The sequence below is a fragment of the Streptomyces sp. NPDC102278 genome (assembly GCF_044766345.1).
In the GTDB taxonomy this organism is placed as follows: Bacteria; Actinomycetota; Actinomycetes; order Streptomycetales; family Streptomycetaceae; genus Streptomyces.
In genome coordinates, this window is the sequence record NZ_JBIWLV010000016.1 from 1 (window position 1) to 23170 (window position 23170).

The window sequence follows — 23170 nt, forward strand, 5'->3', positions numbered from 1 at the left end:
CGAACACCACTGCATTCGCCGGCGGGGCGAGATAGAGGCCGACGACGTCCCGGACCTTGTCGATCAGGAACGGGTCCGGGGAGATCTTGAACGTCGTGTTGGTCGACGGCCGGGGATGGGGGTCATCCCCGCGGCGCGGGAAGCAGATGGAAACGGTGCCGGTGCCGGTGCCGTCTGCTCGACGGGAGTCACGCCCGCGGGTGCGGGGAACAGATGACCGAACGGATTTCGGACCTCGATGATCAGGGGTCATCCCCCGAGGGTGCGGGGAGCAGTCCGGGCGGCGACAACTCGGGGGGGGTGCCCCTATGGGTTTCGCCAAGCGGTGGGTAACGTCCGCGACAGTTGGCCTTGAGTCGGGGACGCCCGGTTGACCAGGGGCAACGGCTTTGATCGTTGAGTCTGGCGTTGTGGAACCGAAGGGGTTGTGGCGGATGAGGGTTTTGTTCTTGCCCGATGAAGGGTTGGACGTCTCGGGCGATGCGGCGGAACTCGTCGTCCTGGCGCTTGCCCTCGTCGCGGGGAAGGGCAGCGTGGAAGCCACCGCCTCGGCTGAACCGAGCTTCGGCGGCACTGAACTGGCTTCGGTCAAGGTGGTAAGCACCAGCGGTCCGGGTGTCCACATCAGAGTTGACTCGGAGCGCAGCGCTCTGCTCATTGAGGGTGACCGACTGGGCTTGACTGCTCTCGCTGACGAGGTTGGGTCGATTGCGGAGATGGACGACGGCGGGCACCAGCACATCGAGTACTTCCCGGGTCACTACTACCTTGCCGCTGGGTCACTGGCCATGGTCGTGAACAGTCCGCATGGGGGCATGCCGACTCGGTGAGCGACTGATGGCAGTGGCTGGCCGGGGTTCGTAGAAGGTGCCGTCACGGAGCATGGCGAAAAGGACGTCGGCCCTGCGGCGGGCGAGGCAGAGCAAGGCTTGGGTGTGGTGCTTGCCCTGATTGATCTTCTTGTCGTAGTAGGCCCGCGAGGCAGGGTCGGCCAGGGCGGCGAACGCGGAGAGAAAGAAGGCCCGTTTGAGCTGCTTGTTTCCCCTCCGGGAAGGCTGTTCTCCTCGGATCGAGGAGCCGGAGTTGCGGGACGCTGGGGCGAGACCTGCGTAGGCTGCGAGGTGGGCGGCGGATGGAAAATTGCTGCCGTCGCCGACGTCGATGAGGATCCTGGCTCCGGTCCTGATGCCGACTCCCGGCATCGAGATCATGACCTTCGAAGGAGGGTGGGCTTCCAGCAGTTCCTCGATCCGCCCGGCCAAAACTTCCGCTGGTCAAGGACCGCGGTCAGGGAGCCTGCGAGGCTCGGGACGATCAGCGCGGCCGCCTCGGTGCCGGGCACCACCACGGTCTGCTCGTCCAGCGCGTTGAAGATGTCCTCGACCAGCCGCTCTGCCATCCGCGGGGCCTTCGGCCGCAGCAGCGTGACCAGCCGTCGTCGGCCGGCTTTGCGGATCTGGGCCGGAGACCCGAACCGTTCCAGCAGGGCTAGCACTGCCGGGTGCTGCAACCGCGGCTCCACACCCGCTCCAGGGACGGATGGATCTGCGTGAGCAGGCCGTGGAGCCGGTTCGCGACCCGAGTCGCTTCGCCGGCCAGGTCGTCGTCGAAGCCGACGATCATTTGCAGCTCGGCGATCGTCTCGTCTTCGAGGTCGATGGCCCGGAGTGTGTGAGGCATCGCGCGGGCGGCGTCCGCGATGATGAGCGCGTCCTTCGCGTCGGTCTTGGCCTCGCCTGGGTAGAGGTCGGCGATCCGCCGCATCGTTAACCGGGCAGGTAGGCGACCGGGCAGCCCATGTCCCTCGCCACTGCCAGAGGCAGGGCGCCGATCGAGGCTGGCTGGTCGACGACCACCAGCACGGTCCCGTGCTTGGCCTGCAGTTTCGCGAACAACTCGCGGAGCTTGGGCTCGGTGTTGGGCAGCCGCTTGTCGAAGGCCTTCTTCCTGGCCGGGGTCACAGCCGTGGCGTGGTGTTCTCCCTTGCCGACGTCCAGGCCGAGGAAGACGTCGATGTCGCCGGTGTCGATCACGTGCAGGCCCCTCCGGTCGTGCTCCTGCCCGGCCTCACCCACGGCACCGATCGCCACATCCACATTACGAAGAGCCTCCCGACCTGCGAACAAGCCAGTGGTCAAGCCCCTAATCAGCGCTCAGCCAGTGCCTCCGGGGCCGGTGACACCACCGCCCGGATCATGGTTAACAAAGGGGGGAAGTCATGCCGGGCCCGGAGGCCGGGAGCCCCGTTGCGGAGCCAACGAAAACGGTAATGGGGGGGCATCCCCGCGGGTGCGGGGAGCAGCGGAGTCCACCGTTATGACCACGCGGCGCACCGGGGTCATCCCCGCGGGTGCGGGGAGCAGAGGGGCGAGTCCAGCCCCTGAAGAAGAAGATCGGGGTCATCCCCGCAGGTGCGGGGAGCAGGCTTCGTGACCTGCCGTTCTGTCTCGACTCTGGCCCAGTGTCGCGCACTTGTTGAGATTCCGGCATAGTCCCTAAAACGCTCGAATGCCGTCCTCCGTCATTACGTCTGCTGCCAGGAGCGGAGACGGTCGGCGACGTCGTACACGGTGATGCGGAGCGCGCGGATGTCGGCGATGAGTTCGCGCCACTGTTCGTACGGGGCGTCAACCGACTTGCCGGATGCCTCGATGTACGCGACGGCCACTCCGTAGGCGAAATACTCGTTGGACTCGGGGAGCGGGCGGAGGAGGACCATCGCTTCGAGGAGGGCGGCTGCGCGCCAGTAGGCGTCGGGATGGTCGACGGTGAGACTGGGGGAGTCCACGCGGTGTCTGGCGACCGCGGCGATCATCGCCGAGTGGTCGGCCACCTCCACGTCCTTGAACAGGCTTTCCTGCCGTTCGAGCAGCCAACGGTGGTCGATGTGCAGTTCCACTCATGCCGCCCGGGCATTGGTGCGGCCCTTGGCGGGGCCGAAGTCGCGCTCGAATCCCTCGCGGAATCCGGGGCGTCGGACGGCTTCGTCGAACGCCTGGGCGGCGCGGACAAGTCCGGCCTCGTTCTCCTGCGCGGCGACGAGTTCGGAGAGATAGGCGGGCAGGCTGAGGCCCCTTGCCGTGGCGAGTGCGGTGAGACGCTCGTGCACGGCGGTGTCGACCTCGAAGGCGGTGGTGTCGGCCATCCTCCGAGTATGCGCTCCCGGGGTTCGGCGGGAGAGCCATTCGCCAGGGTCAGGGCCAAGCAGGACCCGAGGCCACCGGTAGCGATGCGGTGTCTCAGATGTGACCGTGGTTTACGGACCTGGGCGGCCTCGTTCAGCGCGGCGAGGGAGAACGGCTTCCCACCAGTCCGGCGGACGCCTGCTTCAGGCGGCATACGACCCGGTCTGCCCCTTAACAGCGGGGAGCAGACGGCGACTCCGACCGTGCGCCGGCCGACAGCCGGCGGGGAAACGAGATGGAGCGCCATGACGGGATGCCGATCAATGAACTGTTGTCACTGATGCCTCCCCATGCCGGGGCGGGCTCGGACGTCGACTGGGACGAGGCCGAGCGGGCGTGGGGCTACTCGTTCCCCACCGACTACAAGGACTCCGTGGGGCGCTACGGTGCCGGCGCCATCCGCGGCCGGCCCTGATCCCTCTCGTGAGGGGCATCCCGCCGATCCGCTCGCGCCGTGGCCGACGGCGGCGCAAGCCTGGCACGCTCCACGCCGACAAGGGCTACGACTACAACCACCTGCGACGATGGTTACGCGGGCGAGGCATTACCCACGCATCTCCCGCAAGGGAGTTGAGTCCCCACAACGCCTGGGCCGCCACCCCTGGACCTCGGTCACCCGGTCTGTCCAAGGTCCGAGTCTGTGATCCAGCGCCCTTCGGCGGAGTCGTGCACGTACGCCGGCCTCCCCCTGGTCCCGCTCGCGCGGAACGGCTTCCCGCCGTCCGTGATCCGCACCGTCCCCGTACGGCCCCCGGCGCTCCACTCCAGCTCCAGGTACCAGCGACAGTCGCAGCTCACCGTCCGCGCGGAGACCAGCAGCTCCTCGGGGTCGGAGGAGGTGACCTTATACGGGAAGGAGACGGCCGGGATCTTCCGGACCTCGGCGCCGGAGGCGTCAAGGCCGTCGACGGGCCTCGCGAGCGGGCGCGGCCGGTCGAGGTCCACGGCGAAGTGGCGCGGGGTGACGGCGCCGCCACAGCCGTTGTCCATCCGGTACGCGTTCCACGGCAGCGGCGCGGCGCGGTCGACCACGCGCACGTGCAGGGCATGGAGGACGACGGCGTCGGACGGCGACCGGCCCTGGACCGTGATCCGCACCATCGCCTCCCCGCCGTGCACGGCACCGTGCGTCCCGGCCCACGCCCCGGAGTCGGCCGCGACCGGCGGCGGGGCGACCGCGCGGGGGGCCCGGTCCACGAGGTAGGTGTGCCCGCAGCCGCCCTCCCAGAGCTGGGAACCGGTGCTCCAGGTGAAGGGGAGGGGGGCCGCGGTCCGCCCCGGAGCGGTGGAAGCGGGAGTGGGGGCGGAAGCCGTACGGGTGGGGTGGCTGAGCAGGGCGGCGGCGAGGGCGAGCACGACGAGGGCGACGGCGGCGGCAACGAGGAGGGGAGCGGGGGCGCCACGACGGGGGCGGGCGCGGGGCGCCTCCGGCGCGGTCGGGTCCGGGGCGGTCGGGTCCGGGTTCGATTCCGGCGCGGCCGACACGGCCGGCACAGGCGTGGGCGCGAGCGAGGCCGCTCGGCGGCGGGCGCGGTCCGCCTCCGTCCAGGCCGCCTCCAGGACCCGCCGTTCCTCCTCTTCCGCCCCGCACAGCAGGGCGAGGCGGTCGACCACGGCGAACTCCTCCGGGACGGTCGCGCCCGAGCAGTAGCGGTGGAGGGTGGACGCGCTGACGCTCAGCCGCCGGCCCAGCGCCTCGTAACTCCTCCCGTCCCGCGCCTTCAGCGCGCGCACGAGCCCCGCGAACTCCTCGACGGCGGCATCCTTCGACATTCCATCCCCCTCGCCCCTGCGTCCCATCCTTCACGTCCTTGCACGTCAGCGGGGGTGGAATGGTTCCGGGACGGCTGGTGGGCGCGTGATCGTTGCAGCCGGCGGGTGTCGGCCCCACGCTGGTTGAGCACAGACCGAACGAACGACCCGACGGGGGATCCACCACCATGAACAAGCTCCGCACCGCACTCGCCACCGCAGCCGCTGCCGCACTGGGCCTCGCGGCCCTCGCCACAGCCCCGGCGCAGGCCGCTGCCCAGCCCGCCTTCCTCGCCGCCTCCCAGATGCCGCCGTCGTCGACGCCGTGGACCGCCACCCAGGTCTTCACCGGCGTCCCGGAGAACGGCGGCGTCCTCTGCGCCCCGTACAAGATCCCGGCGCAGAACACCCGCTACCGCGAGTTCAGCACCGAGCTCGACACCAACGGCGTCCAGGTCACCACCGTCGCCCGTACCGAGGCCGACGCCGTGAAGCTGGTCGACACCCTCCGCGGGGCCCTCGCCGGCTGCGGCCCCCTGCTGGAGCAGCAGAACCCGGGCCTGCAGGCCGTCAGCGCCTCCCACGGCAAGCTCGCGGTCGAGGAGGGCGCCTGGGTCTACAGCCTGGACACCGCCGACCCGCAGATCGGCATCTCCGACATCCACCTGTTCTCCGTCGGCCGCGACGGCCGCACCGTCACCCTCGTCCGCTGGGGCCAGATGGGCGACCTCGAGGACGCCCCGCTGACCGCCTTCCGCACTACGACGAAGACCGCCGTCAACAAGCTCCACTGACCCGGGGCTGACCACAGCTCGACAGCGGCGCGGCCGGAGCCCGGGCGCGCCGCTGTCGTGCCCACCTGCTCCGCCGGCGGCGACCACTTCCTGGCCTTCACCAGCACGCCTGCACTCTCATCTGCTACCGCAGACTCGCCACATGAGATGGTCTCTGAAGACCGGGTGGCGCCTCCGCCCTGGGAGAGTTGTGGAACACCTGCGGGACGAGTTTCCTCGTCGCCGGTGTTCCTCAACCGGCGCCAGATCGCCCGCGCTGCTTCGGACATGGTCATCGCATCAGGCTCGCACCGGGCCACCACTCGGAGAGGCATGCTGCGAGGTTGAAACTCAAGCTCGGAGCGTGTCCCTCAGGCTTGGCCGTAAGTCCGTCAGCAGTGGCCGTGTCCGGTCCGTCGTCGGCGGGTAACCCGCCCGACAGGTCTGAGGAGGCCATGGCCCACTACACGGACCCGGGTCAAGCGGGCCGGCAACTCGCGTGATGGTGCGGTCGCACCAGTCGCAGAGCACTGTCGCGTGGGCACCCGCGGCTTCAAGGACACCGGCCGCGTCCTGGGCGGCTTCGAGCCAGTCGGCTTCTGTGACCGCTACGGGCGCACTGTTCAGCAGAAGTCTGCTGTTCCAGAGGCTGAGGCCGGTGACCTTTCGGATCGCACGGATCACGTCTGTCTTCCGGTCTCCTGACTCCGTCAGCAGGACTCGGAATCCTGGCTCCTCCACACACCCTCCCCGGCGCCGCAAGCTGTCCGGCAAGTGAAACACCCCCGCAGCTGAACCCCACCGGGCAGGCCATCGCCGGGCCCAGGCTAGGGCGGCGGCGAGGTGGAGTGCGGCCTGGTAGGAGATGGCGAGCTCGTCCCGTTCGCATGGCCAGGCCGCGCCACTGCTGGATTCACCAGCGGCGGTGGGCTGTCAGCTGCGGCGGAGACAACCGGGCCTCCTCCGCCCCCTCTGCCGGCATCTGCCGGGCGTACGAATCGTGCCTTAGCGGGGCATGCGCGCAGGACCGGTGACCGGTCTGCTCCAGACTGTCGCGGCCCCTGCTCATCCCGAGTCCGCGCCGCGATAGGGCTCGGCGACGTCCCAGACACGGACGAACTGCTCGCAGAAGTAGTCGAACCACTCACCGTCGCCTTCACGTGCCAGCCTGAAGGTGGGGCGCATGTCGTGGTCTCCCAGGAACGAGCCCAGGCGCAGATCCATCCGTCCGGAGGGAAGCCCGGGGTCGTAGGCGTACAGGGTGTACGGGGCGAGGTAGTCGACCTGCCGTACTTCGAGATTGGGGTGGCTGCCCGCAACGCGGGCGAGCAGCCCCAGGTGGTAGTCGAGACCCGCTTGGAGGTGGGACACGTCCGCGGGCCGCAGTTGGCCCGACATGCGGAAGGCGTTCATGTCCATGGCTCGCCCTTGACGGGTAATCAACAACACCTTGATCGACACGTCGCGCACGGCTGCCGCGCCGAAGTACTTGACGAGGTAGTCGAGGTGCATCGTCAGTGTGGCGCCCCACAGCCACACCTCGCTCTGTGCGCTTTTGATCTGTTTGCTGATGTCGAAGAGATCGTCACGCCGGTCGAAGAACATGGCTGCGGGCACCTGTCCGACGGCCTGGGCAGATGTGCTCTGTGGTGTGGCACTCGAATCACGAGTCACGCGTTCGAGTGCCTGGACCCACACGCTGAGGTGGGCCGGGTCGGTTACCCCAAATGCTTTCAGCAGATCCATGAGCAATCGCTGTTGCGGCGGACGCTTCGCCCGCAGCACATCACTCACCGTTGACGTAGCCAGTTCCTTGCCCCGCTCTGCCCCCCACTTTTCGATTCGCTTGAGCGGCCAGCCGCCGGCGCTGTGGCGTAATTCCTGCAAGCAGGCTGCCAGGTCCTCCACCGTCTCCAGACGTGACAGGCGCATGTACAGGTCGTTCTCGTCCAACAGTTTCTCCCCATGACTGGATGGTCTTGGGCCAGAACGCTAGAGCTCCCCACCGCATCCGGCACTGGTTCTCGCTGAACTCGTATCCGGCCGGATACGGCGGACGAACGTTGAGCACCCGGAATTCCGATCGTCGCCCAATCCGTTGCCGGATGCCCACCGGACAGGCGTCATGGTCACAACCGACCCGGGGAGGGAAACCGATGACCGCCATCGATACACAGAGCACTGTGGAATGGCTGACCTTGCTGACGGTGGCGCTGCAGTTCGTCACCGTCGTGCTGACCATGATGACGACGACCCGCGCAGCCCACCGGCACGCCCGCAGCACTGAGTCCCTGCCGGCCTCCCCGGAGACCGGCAGCGGACCGACGCTGTGTGCGCCTGCTCCAGCCCCCACTCATGAGAACGCAGACCGGTCCCGGCTCCCCGGCACTGACCGCTCCTGAGGCGCATTGACGCAGCCAGAGCCGTCTTCCCCTGCGGACGTCCGGGCCATGACGTGATCGGGCCTCATCCGTGGCCGATCCGACCCGATCCAGGGCCCGGGCCGGCAGACCGTGCCACGTTGGAGAAGGGGTGGTTCCACCGGCTCTCGCCCCGGGCGTGGCGCGCACTGTCGGCGTGTGGGGCGATGAGCGCCAGCACCTGCTCGTCACGGGGGTCGACTCGTAGCTCGCGGGACTGTTCAATGCCCACGTGGTGAACTGGGAAAGCCGAGACCTTGATGCGCGAAGCCATCGCCGCATGGCCCGTCCCGCATGCCCGTCCCGCTTCTTCGTCGCGTCCGCCGGTGGCGAGACGCCTTCCGGGACGGCTTCTTGAGTTTTCCGCCCTGCTGCAACTGATCGACGAGCGGTCGGCCGCGTTCCGGAGTGCGGTTGCCGCCGCGTCCAGCCTAGAGGTGATCTTGCCTGGCGGGCGAGCAACTTCGGCGGCCTTCGGTGGCCAGCTCGCGCAGCTCGTCGAGCCGGCTGTGACGGGCCACTTTGGACGGGGCAGTCCGTCGGGTGCCGAGTAGATGTCAGGCGTGCACCATGCGGGTTGGGTGGAACGGCTGACACCGGCCGGCGGTCGTGGGGGAGAGGAGGCGATAGCGGTTGACTGCTCGACGCAGAGATCTCGCTCCATGATTGCTCCGGCCAGGTGTCGTGCCTTCGTGCTGCCCGAGGCGAGGCGCACCAGCCGGGGCAATGCCGCATGGTGACGCGGCGGGCGGCCGTCCCGGAATCGGGCGACCGTCCCGCAATCGCTTACCGAGCTTCTGGCTCTGGTGGAGCGTGAGGACGACGCCGAAGCGTGGACCGAGCTGGGGTACCGGCTGATCCTTGAGCACGACCTGCCATCGCCGGCCGGCCCTGCGAACTGCCCCGTCCTGCGGTAGCACCGTGTGGTCTTGGCTCTTGCCTCATCCCTGCTGGCCAAAGGGCCCACCTCGCGCATGTCGCCTGCGGGACCTGGGTGGCCGAGGCCGAGAAGGCTGCGTGTTGATCGCGTATTGATCGAAGTGTTTCGCGCTGCTGGGCGAGGTCAAGTTCAGGGGATGAGTCCTCCGTTCACGGCGCGAAGAAAGAGCCGTTGGTGCCACTCGTTGGCGTCCGGTCCGGGATCGGTGGCCAGAACAGGGTTCGGACCGGTCTCTATGAGGTGCATGAGCGCCCAGGCGACGCCGTAGCAGTCCTGCGGGCCGAAGCAAGAGACGAGTGCTCGGGCTTCCTCGCTCGTGACCGGCTTCGGAATCTGTTCGAGCTGCTCGGCGCACCTGTCGATCTCTTTTTCGCTTGCGTCCCGGTCGGGGAGCGGGCCATCGACGACGAACGCCCGTACTTCGGGTCTCATGGGCGAATGATCGGTTGCCTTCGCCACGGCGGGCAAGTCGTCTTGGCTGGTCGGGCTGCCGTCCACGCCGCCGCACCGCCGCACCCATCAGGCTGACGGAGCCCGCAGGCCGTTGACCGCAGTGACCACACGAGACGGGACGCGGTGGACGTGCTGCCATGCCCAGCTGCATCCGAGGTCAAGCTAGGTGGTGTCGAGGAGTCCGCTCGCCGGCCACTGATGTCGGGCGCAGAGTAGATGTCAGTGAGACGCGGGGGATTTGTCAGCGGTCCCATCGATCGCGAATACGCCCCGCGGGGAATCACTGCGGGCGTGGGGCGGGGCTGGTAATGCGAGCGGAGGAGGGCATGGTTGGCGTCGCCGTGCTTGCCGCCGGCGGGGACCTATAGGCACCTCGTAGAACACGGCAACCCCCGCGTACAGATCATCGGGCCAACCGGCCTTGGCCGTGGTGCGCTCGGTGTAGCGGGTCGCCGCCGGGTAGCTGGGGCAAGCCGTGCGCGCTGTGCTCCTGCTATCGACGGTGCGCGAGCTGGGCGGCCGACCACGGTGTACAAGTTGCCCCTTCACCCTTTTTCTTCGGTCCCGCATGGGTCGAGACCTATTTGCGGGAACATGGCGAGGAGGAGGAGTATGAGCTGCACAGGGCGGCATTTACACCGTCGGCTCAATTCTGGTCCGGGCGCCGCAATTTGTCACTGTTTCAACAAGCTGAGCCCCTGGGGGTAAGCGGTAAAGCGCTTCACATAAAGCGCTAACCATCTACACGCACATGGATATCGTAATGACTACCAATGCCCGGCGGAGAATTCCCCGGCTAGTCTGCACTTCTGGCGTTAGCGCCTTGCTCCTCGTTTCCGGAGGAGCTACCGCAGCCATAGCGGCCTCCCAGTCACCCTCGGATGTATTGGTTTCGGCGGTTCCCCGGGTCGGCAGTTCGGATCCATCGGGTGATGATCAAGAAACAACGGACTCTTCCACCGACACCGGATCGGACACCGGCAACACGAACGAGGACGCCAGTCACCCGCGCACGGACACCGGCAACACGAACGAGGACGCCAGTCACTCGCGCACGGACACCGGCAACACGAACGAGGACACTGGCGCCAAGCACGGCGACAGCACGGACAATCAACAGACTGGCAACACCAATAGACAGTCCAGTAATGATGGAGGTGGCGCAGCTGATCTGAAACGCGCTTGCGACAAGGTAGGACGTTTGTGGGTCAAGACCTCAAACGGCGGTTACTGTGGCGACTCGTCGCCTAGCAGCAAAGTGAACGACAAAGAGGCGGCCGACGCTCTCAAGGAGACCTGTGCTGGTCTGGTATCCCACAAAATATACGAGCTACTGAACCTCCAGAATGTGGCTGCATCGTACGTACGGGGTGAGGTCGCCAAAGCAGTCGGGCTCAATGAGGCCCTTAGAGGCGCATCAGGACAGGTAGCTTCGGGGATCAGCTCTACTTGGGGCTACATAGACAGCGCCGGGAAGGAGCAGGTGTTCCCAAGCGCATATAAGTGGTGCAGCATCGCTGTTGATTCTCTTCCGCTCGGCTTGAACGGCTCATGAAAGCACTCTCGTTCCCCTGGCTCAGACGGTATGGTTTCAACCTTTCGGACTGTCGGGCTCGCGGCCGGTGGTTATTGCTTCGTCGTACGCGGCGAGGGTGCGGTAGAGGGTGGAGCGGCCGACGCCGAGGTGCTTGGCGATGGCGGTGACGGACTCTTCTGCGTCGCGGCGGCGGAGGGCGACAGCGAGCATGTCGCCGTCGATGGCGGGCGGGCGTCCGCCGTGGTCGCCGTTGGCCGCGGCGGTGTCCAGGCCGACCAGGGTCCGTTCGTGGGTGAACTCCCGCTCGACCTCGGCCATGGCGGCGAAGACCACGAACAGCACCTTCCCGGCGCCCTGCGGGTCGTACATGCCGGACAGTGGGCCGGTGAGGATCTCCAGGCGGTGGTCGCGCTCGGCCAGGTCCTGCGCAGAGGTGATCAGCTCGACCATGTTGCGGCCGAGCCGGTCGAGCATGGTGACGGTGAGGGTGTCGGCTGGGCGGAGGTCGGCGAGGGCGGCGTTGTACTTGGGGCGGATCTTCTCCCGGGTGCCGATCTTCTCGACGTAGATGCGTACGCACCCGGCTTCCTTGAGGAGGCGGACTTGTCCGACGAGGTCCTGGCCCTTGCTGGAGACGCGGGCGTAGCCGATGCGGTCGCCGGCCCGCGCGAGTGCGACGCCGACGCCGAGGTCGGGTTCGGGGCCGGGCTGCCGTGGCCGGTCCGGCCCTCGCGCGGCGGGGATGCGGATCGCGGGCCCGGACTTCAGTGCGGGGATCTTGCCGTAGCGGCCGGTGTGATAGTCGACGGCGACGACGCCGGAGTTCGTCCGGCATGGGGAGCCGGGTGGCGCTCCGCACCGCGGGCAAGGTTCGCGCTCGACGAGCTCGGCGCGGGCGATCTCGTCCAGGTCGCCGTTCACGTGCTCCCCTCCCGTCCGGCCGCTCGAAGCAGCCCGTCCCGAATATCCGTCCCGCTTCTCCGCCGCGCCCACAGGTTTCGGGACGCCTTTCGGGACGGCTCTCGCGTTCCAGTCGCCGTGGCGGGCAGCCGTCCCGGATTCGGTCGTTTCCGGGACGTACGGGCGAACGGCGGCCGTGCAAAGCTCCGGCCGGACCACACGCCGCCATGATCAGCGTGGACGCGGCCGGGGAGACTGCCCGCCGATCACCCCTCGTTCGCTCGTACGGATGAAGGGGCCCGGTGCCCTGAACACGTTTCGGGATGCTGCCGGAGACTTCCGATCATGGAGGGGGCGGACGATTCGAAGCGTGCTGCGGTGGTGGCCCGGCTGGTCCAGCTGCGGGACGCCGAGCAGCTGTCGGCCGCGCACGTGCGCCTCGCCGCCGAGGGCCTGGGGGTCAGCGAGCGCACGGTGTGGCGGTGGCTGTCCGCCGGCACCCGCGTTCCCGAACACCGCGGGCCCGAGCCGTACGTGCTGAGCGAGACCGACCGGGAGGCGTACGCCCTCTCCCGGGGCAACGTTGCCGCCGTGCACCGCGCCCGCCAGGCCGTGGTCGATGGCGACGGCACCACCGCCGGCGCCCCGGTCCCCGACTTCCTGCGCGAGGGCTGGGCGGATGCCGCCCCCGTCGCGCTGCGCACGATGCAGGTCGCCTTCGCCCGTGAGCTGACCCCGGCCCAGCGGGCCGCGTGGAAGGTCGGCGAGTCCGGGCGCCGGGCGAAGTCGGTCCACCTGCGGCGCCCTGACGAGGTCCGGGGCCGGGTGTGGGAAATGGACCACAAACAGCTCCCGATCCTCGTGCACCCGCCCAAGGGCAAACCGATCTCCCCGTGGATGACCACGATCGTCGACGACGGCACCCGCACCCTGCTGGGCTGGTCGCTCGCGGTGAGCCCGCACGCGGGCACGGTCCTGACCGCGATGCGCATGGCCCTGGTCCACGATCCCGAGGTCTCCCCGTTCGGCGCGGTACCGAGCCGTGTACGGATCACGAGGCACCCCTGCACCGGATCGACGCGGACAAGCTGCGCCACCTGCTGCTGGCCGGCGACGAGCGCACGATCCAGAAGGACGGCATCCACCGGGGCGGCCACGCCTACGTTGCGCCCGAGATCCACGGACGGGTCGGCCAGGTAGTCCAGATCCGCTACATGCCGCACGACGACCGGTCCATCGAGGTCTACCTGGGCGGCAAGCACCTGTGCACCGCACTGCCGACCGGCCAGCTCACCGCCGAACAGACCGACGCCTTCCGCACCCAGCAGCGCGAGGAAGCCGCCCGACTCGGCCGCGAACGCCGCAAGGCCTCCCGCCGGGCCCGCCGCGAACTCGCACCCATCACTGGAGACAGCCCGGCCACCGAATCCCGGCTCGTGACGGGCAGAGTCGGCCGCGGCTCCTCCCGCCAGGCACTCGACGCCGCCCTGCGTGCCCGCTCATCGACCTCCCTGCTCGGCATCACCCCGATCACCAAGAACGAGGAGAGCTGAATGCCCCGGCACTTCGCCGACCTGACCGGCGCCGCGACGCTGCCGACCGGCACCTTCCAGCTCGCACACCGCATCGTGGACGACCTGGTCGCCAACAACGCCACGGGCGTCATCCATGGCCCGGCCAGCACCGGCAAGACGTACGCGGTCGAAGCCGCCCTGGAATACCAGGCCGCCCGCGGCGGGCCCACCGTGTGCACACTCGCCTTCACCGCCCGCCCGACCATGCGCCTGGTCGCCGACCACCTCCTGGCCGCGCTTACCGGCACCGAGGCCCCCAAGTCCCGCAACCGGTTCCACATCACCAACCGGCTCCTGGACCTGCTCGCCCACCCCAAGCGCCTGGTCGTCGTCGACGAAGCCCAGCGCCTCAACAGCGACTGCATCGAACTCTTGCGGCATTTGCACGACGAGCCGAAGACGAAGTCCATCTGCTCTACGTCGGCGGTAACGGCTGCTGAGAGGTCCTCTCCCGCGAACCGATGTTCCGCTCCCGCGTCTTTCGCCGTCTGCCCTTCCGCCCGCTGGCCACCGGCGAGATCCCCACTCTCATGCGGGACTACCACCCCATCTACGCGGACGCCGACGACGCCCTGCTGCGCCAGATCGACGAGCTGTACGGGCAGGGCACCATGCGCGACTGGGCCGCCTTCACCCACACCGCCGCCGGACTGTGCCAGGCCGCCGGGCGCCCACGTATCGACGTCGAGGTCATCGAGAACTCCCTCACCCTCCTCGGCGGCGGCGTGTATGCCTGACACCACCCCCACCGAGGAGCCCGCCGGAGCCCCCAACCGTGCCCGGGTCGCCGGGCCCGGCTCGTGTTCGTCCACAATCGCGATGACGACCACCGCGTCGTGCCCCGTCTGGCCGCCATCGAAGGCCCCAGCCGGCTCGTCGTCCGGCCCACCCCCGGTGGCCGCACCAGCGACCTCGCCCTCGACATCCTCACCGCCACCGGCCGCAGTCCCGCCACTCTGCTCGCCGATCGCCCCTCGACCCCGGACGCCTGGCGCCAGGCCGCCGCCTGGCTGACCACCGACCAAGTCCGCCACATCGTCATCGACCGCAGCCACTGCCTCCCCGACGGCGCCCTCGACCTCCTCGCCGAACTCGGCGCCCGCACCACAGCCACCATCTGGCTCATCTGGCCCGATACCGAGGACAACGACTACGCCGCACCACCTCTGCGGGCATTTCTCAACGCTGGGTACGACTTGCACCAGATCGACCTCGAAGAACTCCCCGACCTGCCCGTCCGCGTCCTGCTCGAACTCGCCCGCCGCCTCGACATCAACCCGGCTGACCTGATGCCCGGCTCCGACGAACTCTTCGAGCGCCCCCGCCACCGCCAGATCGTTGACCGCCGCCCAGCCGGCGCCGACCACGACGCCCTCACCCTCATCACCGCACTCGCGTACACGGACGGCCCCCTCACCACTGCCACCCTCGCGCTCGCCCTGTCCTGGACTAGCCACCGGCTCGACGCCGCCCTTGACCACGCCCGCGCCCACCCCGACACAGGCGGCGTGCTCGCCCTACGCCACGTTCCGCCCGACGCGTACACCGTCACCCCACGCCTCGACGTCCTCGCCCCGCACCAGGCCGATGCCCTCACCGGACGGAAGAACCCCCGCCCCGACATCCGCGGCCCCATCCAGCCCGCCGAGGCCGAGGTACTCCTCCGTGTCTGGGTCGACGGCGGAATCGACACACACGACGCCGCCCAGCGACAGGCCTTCGAAGACCTCGCTGCCGCCGAGATGGTCACCCGCGGCGAGATCATCGACCGCTTCCACGACAACGTGCTCTACAGCCTGCGGATGCTCCCCGAGCCGCCAGCGCCTACTGACACGGACTCTGCGCCGCCATTGTCATAACCCTGCGCATCCCACTGACATCAACCCTGCGCACGATAACTGACATCCGACTGTCGTCCGAAATCCTTGTCGGCCGACGCGGAAGTGTCAGTGCTTCCGACACCGGAAGTGTCAGTGGTCCGTACGGTCGTTGTCCGGCGCGGCGTGCGCTTGGTCCCGCTCGTCGACGTCGTTCTCGGTGTCGCCTACGGCCAGAAGGCGCGGTCTCTTCGGCGGGGCGGGGATTACCGGGTGCTTTTTTCGAGCTGCGGCGGGGAGGCGGGAGGTCCGCAGTTCCCTGAGGTCGGGGATGTGGTTGTAGAGGGTGCCCACCGACACGCCGAGCAGGGCGGCGATGGTCTCGATGCTGTTCTGCGGGTTGGGCAGCATGTCGCGGGCGGCGCGCAGCAGCTTGTCGTTGACGACGGTGGGGCGGCCGCCGACGCGGCCGCGGGCCCGCGCGGCGGCCAGGCCCTCGTTGGTGCCCTGCACGATCAGCTCCCGGATGAACTCCGCGAGCGCGGCGAAGACGTGGAAGATCAGGCGACCGCCGGGGGTGGTGGTGTCGAGCCGCTCGTGCAGCGAGGTGAAGCCGATCCCGCGTACGCGTAGCTCGGCGACCATGTTCACGAGGTCCTGGAGGCTGCGCCCGTACCGGTCCAGGGAGGGGATGACGAGGGTGTCCCCGCTCTGGAGGAAGGCGTGGCATGCCTTGAGTTCGGGGCGCAGGTCGTTCTTCCCGGACTTCTTGTCCGCGAAGATGCGTCGGCATTGCGCGAGGGTGAGGGCGTCCATCTGACGGTCGAGTTTCTGTCCGCCGGTGGAGATCCGGGCGTAGCCGATGCGGATCTCGGTTGGGTGGAGGGGGAAGGCGCTCAGGGGGCCGTCGTCCACTGTGTTGAGGGCGCTGGTGAGGCTGTCCACGTGTCGATCGGGCCCTCTCTTGACGCTGCGGTGGCCGCCTTTGCCTGGCGGCCACCGCAGGGGGTTACGCGGTGGCCGTGTCCTGGCTGGGGGTGTGAGCGACGAGTGCGTGGGCGGCGGTGGGGTGGGCGGGCAGCAGGGCGCTCAGGCCGGTGAGGTCCAGCAGCCGCTCAAGACGGTCAGGGACGGCGGCAAGGGCCAGGGTGCCGTCGGCGGTCTTGGCGCAGCGGTAGATGCCGACGAGAGCGCTGAAGCCCGTGGAGTCGCAGAAGGTGACGGCTCCGAGGTCCAGGATCAGGTGGCGGTGACCTTGGTCGATCAGGGCCAGTGCCTGAGCGCGAAGGTGGGGGGCGGTGGTTATGTCGAGGTCTCCGACGACATGGGCCAGGGCGAGGTCGCCGTCGGTGTGCTGTGCGGTGAAGCGGAAGTCGGTCACGGGCGGCTCTCCGACATCTCGTCGGCGGGGGCGATGGTGTGGGCGATGGTGTGGGCGGTGGCGGTGGCGGTGAGGCCGTCCGCGGTGCCGGTGAGGGGGACGGACAGGGCCAGCAGGGCGACGTCGTCTCCGGCCCCGTGGGGCGTGGCGCTGATGAGGTCGACGGTGTCGTCTATGACCGCTGCCGCGCTGATGGGCCCGGTGCGTGCGGATAGGAAACGGGTCAGGCCCTCTTCTCCGATCATTCCGCCGCCCAGGGTGCGGGCCTCGGTCAGCCCGTCGGTGTAGAGGAGCAGTCCTTCGCCTGGGGCGAGGTGGATGGTGTGGGAGGCGAAGCGCGCCTCGGCGAGGGCGCCGATGAGCATGCCGCCCGGGGGGCGCACCGCTTCAACTGTCGCCTGGCCGCGCAGGTGGTAGGCGGGGGGGTGCCCGCCGGTGGCCACCGTGACAGTGAACCCGTCCTTCTCGTGGGGTTCGAGGATGCCGAAGACGGCGGTGCAGAACCGGGTACCGACGGCGGGGTCGAGGAGCAGCGCCGTGTTCAGGGCGGTGAGGACTTTTTCGGGGTCGGGGTCGATCTGGGCGGCGGCGCGCAGGGTGTAGCGGGTCAGTGAGGTGACGGCGGCCGCTTCGGGTCCTTTGCCGCACACGTCTCCGAGGAAGAACGCCCACCTCGTGCCGTCCAGGGGGAAGACGTCGTAGAAGTCACCGCCCACGTCCTGCGGGGAGGCGGTGGCGTAGTGGCAGGCCAGCTCCAGCCCCGGTACCACCGGCAGTGCCGGGGGCAGCAGGGTGCGTTGGAGGGTGGAGGCGAACGCCTGGATGGCGGCCATGTCGCGCTCCGCGCGCTCGCGGGCGGCCTCCTGCTCGATGCGCCGTTCCTGCTCGGTGCGCAGGGCGTTCAAGGCCGCCAGGCGCATCTCCAGCTCATCCAGCACGATCGCGGCCAGGTCGGCGAGGGTGGCGGTGTCGTCCTCGGTGATCAGGCGCGGCTTGTTGTCGAGGATGTTGACGGTGCCCAGCCGGTGCCCGTCGCTGGTGATGATCGGGGCTGCGGCGTAGAAACGGACCGCCATCGGACCGGTGACCAGGCCGTTGTTGAAGGCGACGGGGTCGGTGAGCGTGTCCGGGATCACCAGTGTCTCGTCGGCGAGGATCGCCGATCCGCACAGGCCCGGCTCCCGGCCGATCTCACTGACGCCTTCCAGCCCATGGGCGGCCTTGAACCAGATCCGGTCCTCATCCACGATCGTCACGCTCGCCACCGGCACCTTGAACAGCCGGGCCGCCATCGCCGCAACGCGGTCGAACGCGCCGTCGGGCGGGGTGTCGAGGATGTCGTAGCGGCGCACCGCGTCCATCCGGGCCGCTTCTTCTGCCGCACTGAGCGTCTGCCGCCCCGGCGTGTCCGCCGGGCCGATCGCGTGTCCCGCTTGCGGCATCGATTGCCTTCCTTGCCGCGCCGGCCTCGATGGCCAACGACTGTCGCAGCCTAGACGGCCTCCTGTCGTCAAGAAACCAACGTTTTCTGAGGATCGGCCGACGATCACCGAAAGGGGCCCCAGAGCCTTCAACAACTCCCTCAAAAACCCCGGCCCGTCAGAAAGCCCGCACCACCCTTTGATGAGGGAACCCGGGTCCCTCCGGCCGTATCTGAATCATGCCGGACCCACGCACGCCCACCGGTTCGGCAAAGGTCCATCCGGACGTGTGGATGCGGGCGCATGTTCGGGGACGGCGGCGCCGACACCACTGACACTTCGGTTCATGGGGAGGGTGTCGGCGGAGAAGCGCCGGGCGGCCGTCGAACGGCTGTCCCGGCTGCGGGAGGACGAGGCGCTGACCGCCGCGCATGTCCGTACCGTCGCGGACGCGCTGGAGGTCTCGGAGCGGACGGTGTGGCGGTGGCTCGCGCCGCCGAATCCCGATGAGCCGGCCGCGCGGCCCCGCTACGAGCTGAGCGACACCGACCGGGCGGCGTTCGCGTTCTACCGGGGCAACGTCGCCGCCCTGGCCCGCGCCCGGCACGCGGTCACCGCCGGAGACGGCACTACCGCCGGGGCACCGGTGCCCGACTTCCTCGCCGAGGGGTGGGCGCGGGCGAAGGCCGTCACCGAGCGGACGCTGCAACGCGCCTTCATCGCCGACATGACCGCCGCCGACCGGGCGGCGTGGAGGACCGGCGAGGCCGGACGCCGGGCCGCCGCGGTCTACCTGCGCCGCCCGGACGCGCTGCGCGGGCGGACCTGGGAGATGGACCACAAGCAGCTCCCCCTCCTGGTCCTGCCGCCCAAGGGCAAGGCGCTCGCACCCTGGCTGACCACCGTGGTCGACGACGGCACGCGGGCCCTGCTCGGCTGGGCCATTGCTGTCACCCCGACCTCCGGCACCGTGCTGACCGCGATGCGCATGGCGCTCACCCACGACCCGGCCCGCTCGCCGTTCGGCGCGGTGCCCGAGCGCGTACGGATCGACCGGGGCCTGGAGTTCGCAGCCGGCTCCGTGAAGGAGGTCCTCGGCGGCCTGGCCGTGGTCATGCACCGCCTGCCCGCGTTCACCCCGCACCGCAAGGGCAAGGTCGAGCGGCTGAACCTCACGATCGAGCAGACGCTGATCTCCCAGCTCCCCGGCTTCACCGGCGGCCCGCGCGACGCCGGCGGGAAGCTGTACGGGCCGGTGAAGGACTCCGTCGCCGCCCAGCGCGCCGCGAAGACGGCCGCCGAAGGCGCCGGCCCGTTGCGTATCGAGCGGTTCGTGGACCGCTTCGCCGCCTGGGCCCGCTGGTACAACACCGAGCGCCCGCACCGCTCCCTGGCCGGACGCACCCCGCTGACGGCCTGGAACGAGGACACCGCGCCACTGCGACGGATCGGCGCCGACCAGCTACGCCACCTCATGCTCGCCGGGGCGCAGCGGACCGTGCAGAAGGACGGCATCAACTTCGCCGGCCTGGCCTACGTCGCCCCCGAGCTGTACGGACGCGGCGGACAGCGGGTCCAGATCCGGTACATGCCGCACGACGACCGCAGCATCGAGGTCTACGACGGTGAGACGCACCTGTGCACCGCGTTCCCGACTGGGCAGCTCACCGCGGCCCAGACCGACGCCTTCCGCGAGCACGCCCGCGCGGAGGCCGAGCGTCTCGGCCGCGAGCGGCGCCGTGCCTCCCGCCAGGCCCGGCGCACCCTCGCGCCGATGACCGGCGACGGCGCCCCGCCCGCCGAGTCCCGCTTGGTGCCCGAAGGCGACGGCCGTACCCGTACGCAGCGCGAGCACGACCAGGCGCTCGCTGCCAGGGCCAGCACGAGCCTGCTCGGACTGATCGACCCCACCGCCGACCCGGAGAGCTGATGCCGCGCCACTTCGTCGACCTGACCGGGGCCACCGCCCTGCCCACCGGCCACTTCCAGATGACCGCCCGCATCGTCCGCGACCTCGTCGCCAACGCCGCCACCGGCGTCGTCCACGGCCCGGCTGGCACCGGCAAGACCTTCGCCGTCGAGGCCGCCCTGGAAGCCCTCGACCTGCTCGACCCGATCGCCCGGCCGCGGGTGACCGTGCTGACCTTCCCCGCCCGCCCCACCATGCGGATGATCGCCGACCAGCTGCTGCGCGAGCTCACCGGCACGGAGAACCCCTCCTCCCGCAACCGCTTCGACCTCACCACCAAGCTCGTCGGCCTGCTCGCCACCCCGATGCGCCTGGTCGTCGTCGACGAGGCCCAGCGCCTGACCGGCGACTGCATCGAGCTGCTGCGCCACCTCCACGACCACCCCAAGACCCGCTTCGCCCTGCTCTACGTCGGCGGCGACGGCTGCTGGGAAGTCCTGTCCAAGGAGCCGATGCTCCGCTCCCGCGTCTTCCGCCGCCTCCCCTTCTCCCCGCTCGACCCCCTCAAGGTCCCCGCCCTGATGCGCCGCTACCACCCCATCTACGCCGAGGCCCACGCCGATCTCCTCATCGAGGTCGACAGCTCGTATGGCCACGGCACCATGCGCGACTGGGCGGTCTTCACCCACACCGCCGCCTCCCTGTGCGAGGAACAGGGCATCACCACCGTCGACGAGGCCACCGTCCACAACGCCTACGCCCTCCTCGGCGGCGGCCTCCAGTGACCGAAACCCTGGACACCGCCCTCACCGACGATCCCGCCGCTGCCCCGCCCACCCCGCACCGCACGGTGCGCGTCGTCATCGACGGCAACGACGATCCGAATCTCTCCCGCCGCCTGGCCGCGCTGGAGTCCGCCGACCGGATCGTGGTCCGCCCCAACCCGGTGCGCTCTGCCAACGACCTCGTGTGGGACGTCCTGGCCGGCTCGGGCAAGAACCCGGCCGCCGTACGGACCTGCCGCCTGAGCATCGCGGACGCCTGGAAGGCCGCCACGGCGTGGATCACCGCCGCGCACATCACCGACATCCTCGTCGAGCGCGCCCACCGGCTCAGCTCCCGCGAGGCGCTCCAGCTCGCCGAACTCGCCGACCGGGCCGACGCCGACCTGTGGCTGATCTGGTCCTCCGCCAACAGCCCGACCCGGCTGTGCAACGCGATCGAGAGCCTGGGCCGATCCGAGCGCAAGGGCGCCGCCCGCGGGCACATGCCCTTCGGCGGACCACACCGGCCCGTACGGGCAATGGGCGGCGACACCTTCGAGCGCGTCCTGCCGCTGCCGGCCCCGGCGTTCTCCTTCCCTCTCCAACCCGACGAGCACGCCGACCCCGACGGCGACTGGCCCCCGCTGCCCGCCGCCGACTTCCCCCTCTTCCTCGCCGCCTGCCGCCGCCGACTGGCCGGGGACACCTTCGAGGAGCTCCACCTCACCTACCGGAGGGAGGCCCAGGCCACCGACGCCTTCGTACGCCGCAACCGCAACGAACTCGCCGAAGGCCGCACCGGCAACACCTTCAAGCGGGCCCTGAACGCCTACCTGCGCGACGAACGCCTCGGCCCCGCCGCCGGCGGACGCCTCGCCCTCATCCGGCTCCGCGCGATCCAGGCGTCCCTGCTCACCCGCGGCATCCTGCTGCGTTGGCAGTCCGCCGCGCTCGGGCCGGCCGCCCCGGACAAGCTGACCACCTGGCTCACCCCCGGCATCTGCCGGGCCCTGCGCGCCACCGTCTCCACCCACGCGGCCGCCGCCACCGTGCTCTCCCTGCACCTGGCTGCCGCCCCCGACCACTTCTCCCACCTGCTGTGCCGCAACATCGACGAGCACGGCCGGTACCTGTACCTGCCGACGCATCCGGACTCCGCCGTCTTCCTCCGCGCCGACTGGGCCCACGAGCTCGACCGGCGCCCCGAGGACGAGACCCCCAGCTACGGGCACACCACCGGCAAGACGACCCTGCCCCCGTACGCCGCCGAACTCCTCGCCGCCCACCTCGCCCACCGCCGCGCGGACGGCTCCGGCACCCGCCGCCGCTACTTCGCCGACCCCAAGAACCTCGCCCTCGACGCCTCCTACCGCTCTCTGGTCGAGACGATCGGACGGACCTGCCGCCGAATCGGCGTCAACCCGTTCTGGCTCCACCGCGGCATGTGCGAAGTCGCCGGGATCGGCGCCGGCCCCGCCCCCCTGACCGAATGGATGACCGCCCGCCGCATGGACGTGGTGATCCTCTCCGAGGACGGCCCCGACCAGTGACCGACCGCTTCCACCCGCCCCCGCGCTACAAGCCCTCGGGCTGGGGCAAGGAACTGCGCCGCCGCCTGCACAACGCGGGCCTGTCCGCGTGGGAGCTCGCCGACCTCCTCGGCGTCCACGAGAACGCCATCACCATGGACGCCCTGCCCAACCAGCCACTGCACGTCGTCCTCGAACTGGCCCGGCGCCTGGACCTGCACCCCTCAGACCTCACCCCGTACGCAGAGGCCGTCTACCGCCTGCCCCGCTACCGCGACGCCGAGCACCCGCCCCAGGACCCCGGCGCCGACGCGGACGCGCCCGCCGTCCTCAACGCGCTCGCCCACGCCGGCCGCCCGCTCACCGCGGACTACCTCGCCGAGTCACTTCGCTGGACCTACGACCGCACCGCCGACGCCCTCGCCCACGCCTGGGCCCACCCCGAGCTCGGCGGCCCGTACGCCCTGCGCCGCGCGGCACCCCACCACTTCACCCTGAGCCCGCGCAACGACGTCCTCACCGACCAGCAGATGGATTGGCTCCACCCCGCCGACCACGACCGGTCCTGGCGCACCCCCCACCGGCCCCCGGATCGCGACGTCCTCACCGACCTCGACGCCGCGGTGCTCTTCCATGCGCACCATGTCGGAAGCGTCTCCCCGCACGACCGGGACTCACCGGAGTGGGCCACCGCCATCGCGGGGCTCATCGACTCCGGCCTCCTCGTGCACACCAACGGCCACACCGCCGTTCTCTCCGACGACGTTCAGTACGGCCTACGTCTCATCGACTCCGATGAGACCACTACCTACTGA

Annotated in this window: 22 protein-coding genes and 4 pseudogenes; 14 read left to right on the forward strand and 12 right to left on the reverse strand. The window is 69.8% G+C overall.

Translation table 11 applies throughout. From position 1 onward, the window contains the following. Positions 1–253, reverse strand: a pseudogene (locus ACIRO3_RS29500) (hypothetical protein); the annotation flags it as partial. A gap of 136 nt (positions 254–389) precedes the next feature. On the opposite strand from ACIRO3_RS29500, the gene ACIRO3_RS29505 reads away from it, so the two are divergent. After that, positions 390–830 (forward strand): hypothetical protein, encoded by a 441-nt coding sequence (locus ACIRO3_RS29505; protein WP_404141785.1) that lies wholly within the window; start codon positions 390–392, stop codon positions 828–830. Here the strand turns inward: ACIRO3_RS29505 and ACIRO3_RS29510 are convergent. From ACIRO3_RS29510 to ACIRO3_RS29520, 3 genes and pseudogenes are all read right to left on the reverse strand, one after another. Further along, a pseudogene (locus ACIRO3_RS29510) lies at positions 780–2030 on the reverse strand (IS110 family transposase). The gene ACIRO3_RS29505 and the pseudogene ACIRO3_RS29510 sit on opposite strands and share 51 nt — an antisense overlap. A 494-nt stretch (positions 2031–2524) precedes the next feature. Continuing rightward, on the reverse strand, positions 2525–2899 hold the full coding sequence (locus ACIRO3_RS29515; RefSeq protein WP_404141787.1) for a toxin Doc: 375 nt from the start codon (positions 2897–2899) through the stop codon (positions 2525–2527). Next, positions 2900–3145 carry an antitoxin MazE7 gene (locus tag ACIRO3_RS29520; RefSeq protein WP_404141789.1) on the reverse strand — a complete coding sequence of 82 codons (246 nt, stop codon included), beginning with the start codon at positions 3143–3145 and terminating at the stop codon, positions 2900–2902. A gap of 361 nt (positions 3146–3506) precedes the next feature. On the opposite strand from ACIRO3_RS29520, the pseudogene ACIRO3_RS29525 reads away from it, so the two are divergent. Next, a pseudogene (locus tag ACIRO3_RS29525) lies at positions 3507–3811 on the forward strand (IS5/IS1182 family transposase); the annotation flags it as partial. Here the strand turns inward: ACIRO3_RS29525 and ACIRO3_RS29530 are convergent. Continuing rightward, positions 3798–4958: a helix-turn-helix domain-containing protein gene (locus ACIRO3_RS29530; protein WP_404141791.1), complete on the reverse strand. Its 1161-nt coding sequence runs from the start codon at positions 4956–4958 to the stop codon at positions 3798–3800. The pseudogene ACIRO3_RS29525 and the gene ACIRO3_RS29530 sit on opposite strands and share 14 nt — an antisense overlap. Positions 4959–5125: 167 nt before the next feature. On the opposite strand from ACIRO3_RS29530, the gene ACIRO3_RS29535 reads away from it, so the two are divergent. After that, positions 5126–5731 carry a hypothetical protein gene (locus tag ACIRO3_RS29535; RefSeq protein ID WP_056789649.1) on the forward strand — a complete coding sequence of 202 codons (606 nt, stop codon included), beginning with the start codon at positions 5126–5128 and terminating at the stop codon, positions 5729–5731. Positions 5732–6061: 330 nt separating this feature from the next. Here the strand turns inward: ACIRO3_RS29535 and ACIRO3_RS29540 are convergent, their stop codons facing one another. Beyond that, on the reverse strand, positions 6062–6493 hold the full coding sequence (locus ACIRO3_RS29540; RefSeq protein ID WP_404141793.1) for a ribosomal protein L7/L12: 432 nt from the start codon (positions 6491–6493) through the stop codon (positions 6062–6064). A 282-nt stretch (positions 6494–6775) separates the two neighbouring features. Further along, positions 6776–7663 carry a hypothetical protein gene (locus ACIRO3_RS29545; RefSeq protein WP_404141795.1) on the reverse strand — a complete coding sequence of 296 codons (888 nt, stop codon included), beginning with the start codon at positions 7661–7663 and terminating at the stop codon, positions 6776–6778. A 203-nt stretch (positions 7664–7866) separates the two neighbouring features. Between ACIRO3_RS29545 and ACIRO3_RS29550 the strand changes: the two genes are divergently transcribed. Then, complete coding sequence (locus tag ACIRO3_RS29550; RefSeq protein ID WP_361777738.1) at positions 7867–8112, forward strand: hypothetical protein; 246 nt, start codon at positions 7867–7869, stop codon at positions 8110–8112. Between the two features lie 1087 nt (positions 8113–9199). Here ACIRO3_RS29550 and ACIRO3_RS29555 read toward each other — a convergent pair. After that, a complete protein-coding gene (locus ACIRO3_RS29555) occupies positions 9200–9502 on the reverse strand; it encodes a hypothetical protein (RefSeq protein WP_404141797.1) in 303 nt (100 codons plus the stop codon). Between the two features lie 844 nt (positions 9503–10346). Between ACIRO3_RS29555 and ACIRO3_RS29560 the strand changes: the two genes are divergently transcribed. Then, on the forward strand, positions 10347–11078 hold the full coding sequence (locus ACIRO3_RS29560; RefSeq protein WP_404141799.1) for a hypothetical protein: 732 nt from the start codon (positions 10347–10349) through the stop codon (positions 11076–11078). 36 nt (positions 11079–11114) lie between these two features. On the opposite strand, the gene ACIRO3_RS29565 is transcribed toward ACIRO3_RS29560, so the two are convergent. Beyond that, entirely contained in the window at positions 11115–11981 is an 867-nt protein-coding gene (locus ACIRO3_RS29565) for a recombinase family protein (RefSeq protein WP_404141801.1), read from the reverse strand. 324 nt (positions 11982–12305) lie between these two features. Between ACIRO3_RS29565 and ACIRO3_RS29570 the strand changes: the two genes are divergently transcribed. From ACIRO3_RS29570 to ACIRO3_RS29590, 5 genes and pseudogenes are all read left to right on the forward strand, one after another. Next, positions 12306–13160 carry a hypothetical protein gene (locus tag ACIRO3_RS29570; RefSeq protein WP_404141978.1) on the forward strand — a complete coding sequence of 285 codons (855 nt, stop codon included), beginning with the start codon at positions 12306–12308 and terminating at the stop codon, positions 13158–13160. Next, a complete protein-coding gene (locus ACIRO3_RS29575) occupies positions 13100–13513 on the forward strand; it encodes a Mu transposase C-terminal domain-containing protein (RefSeq protein WP_404141971.1) in 414 nt (137 codons plus the stop codon). Before ACIRO3_RS29570 ends, ACIRO3_RS29575 begins: the two co-directional genes overlap by 61 nt. Next, a pseudogene (locus ACIRO3_RS29580) lies at positions 13514–13867 on the forward strand (hypothetical protein); the annotation flags it as partial. Positions 13868–13995: 128 nt separating this feature from the next. Then, complete coding sequence (locus ACIRO3_RS29585; RefSeq protein ID WP_404141980.1) at positions 13996–14271, forward strand: hypothetical protein; 276 nt, start codon at positions 13996–13998, stop codon at positions 14269–14271. Positions 14272–14334: 63 nt separating this feature from the next. Beyond that, complete coding sequence (locus ACIRO3_RS29590; RefSeq protein WP_404141803.1) at positions 14335–15393, forward strand: hypothetical protein; 1059 nt, start codon at positions 14335–14337, stop codon at positions 15391–15393. A 111-nt stretch (positions 15394–15504) separates the two neighbouring features. Here ACIRO3_RS29590 and ACIRO3_RS29595 read toward each other — a convergent pair whose 3' ends face one another. The 3 genes from ACIRO3_RS29595 to ACIRO3_RS29605 form a co-directional block, all read right to left on the reverse strand. Continuing rightward, entirely contained in the window at positions 15505–16296 is a 792-nt protein-coding gene (locus ACIRO3_RS29595; protein ID WP_404141805.1) for a recombinase family protein, read from the reverse strand. Positions 16297–16360: 64 nt separating this feature from the next. After that, complete coding sequence (locus tag ACIRO3_RS29600; RefSeq protein ID WP_404141807.1) at positions 16361–16732, reverse strand: STAS domain-containing protein; 372 nt, start codon at positions 16730–16732, stop codon at positions 16361–16363. Further along, on the reverse strand, positions 16729–18174 hold the full coding sequence (locus ACIRO3_RS29605; RefSeq protein ID WP_404141809.1) for a PP2C family protein-serine/threonine phosphatase: 1446 nt from the start codon (positions 18172–18174) through the stop codon (positions 16729–16731). Before ACIRO3_RS29605 ends, ACIRO3_RS29600 begins: the two co-directional genes overlap by 4 nt. A 325-nt stretch (positions 18175–18499) precedes the next feature. Between ACIRO3_RS29605 and ACIRO3_RS29610 the strand changes: the two genes are divergently transcribed. From ACIRO3_RS29610 to ACIRO3_RS29625, 4 genes are read left to right on the forward strand one after another with little or no spacing between them, the layout of a single operon-like run. Further along, positions 18500–20083 (forward strand): Mu transposase C-terminal domain-containing protein, encoded by a 1584-nt coding sequence (locus ACIRO3_RS29610; RefSeq protein WP_404141811.1) that lies wholly within the window; start codon positions 18500–18502, stop codon positions 20081–20083. Continuing rightward, a complete protein-coding gene (locus tag ACIRO3_RS29615) occupies positions 20083–20847 on the forward strand; it encodes an AAA family ATPase (RefSeq protein ID WP_404141813.1) in 765 nt (254 codons plus the stop codon). The genes ACIRO3_RS29610 and ACIRO3_RS29615 overlap by 1 nt, the downstream gene beginning before the upstream one ends. Beyond that, positions 20844–22376: a hypothetical protein gene (locus ACIRO3_RS29620; RefSeq protein WP_404141815.1), complete on the forward strand. Its 1533-nt coding sequence runs from the start codon at positions 20844–20846 to the stop codon at positions 22374–22376. The genes ACIRO3_RS29615 and ACIRO3_RS29620 overlap by 4 nt, the downstream gene beginning before the upstream one ends. Continuing rightward, entirely contained in the window at positions 22373–23170 is a 798-nt protein-coding gene (locus ACIRO3_RS29625; RefSeq protein WP_404141816.1) for a hypothetical protein, read from the forward strand. The genes ACIRO3_RS29620 and ACIRO3_RS29625 overlap by 4 nt, the downstream gene beginning before the upstream one ends.

Excerpts from the sequence above, each read along its gene's own strand:
- ACIRO3_RS29520 (WP_404141789.1), bottom strand. The coding sequence starts at position 3,145 with ATGGCCGACACCACCGCCTTCGAGGTCGACACCGCCGTGCACGAGCGT.
- ACIRO3_RS29530 (WP_404141791.1), bottom strand. The coding sequence starts at position 4,958 with ATGTCGAAGGATGCCGCCGTCGAGGAGTTCGCGGGGCTCGTGCGCGCG.
- ACIRO3_RS29535 (WP_056789649.1), top strand. The coding sequence starts at position 5,126 with ATGAACAAGCTCCGCACCGCACTCGCCACCGCAGCCGCTGCCGCACTG.
- ACIRO3_RS29550 (WP_361777738.1), top strand. The coding sequence starts at position 7,867 with ATGACCGCCATCGATACACAGAGCACTGTGGAATGGCTGACCTTGCTG.
- ACIRO3_RS29555 (WP_404141797.1), bottom strand. The coding sequence starts at position 9,502 with ATGAGACCCGAAGTACGGGCGTTCGTCGTCGATGGCCCGCTCCCCGAC.
- ACIRO3_RS29570 (WP_404141978.1), top strand. The coding sequence starts at position 12,306 with ATGGAGGGGGCGGACGATTCGAAGCGTGCTGCGGTGGTGGCCCGGCTG.
- ACIRO3_RS29585 (WP_404141980.1), top strand. The coding sequence starts at position 13,996 with ATGTTCCGCTCCCGCGTCTTTCGCCGTCTGCCCTTCCGCCCGCTGGCC.
- ACIRO3_RS29605 (WP_404141809.1), bottom strand. The coding sequence starts at position 18,174 with ATGCCGCAAGCGGGACACGCGATCGGCCCGGCGGACACGCCGGGGCGG.
- ACIRO3_RS29610 (WP_404141811.1), top strand. The coding sequence starts at position 18,500 with ATGGGGAGGGTGTCGGCGGAGAAGCGCCGGGCGGCCGTCGAACGGCTG.
- ACIRO3_RS29615 (WP_404141813.1), top strand. The coding sequence starts at position 20,083 with ATGCCGCGCCACTTCGTCGACCTGACCGGGGCCACCGCCCTGCCCACC.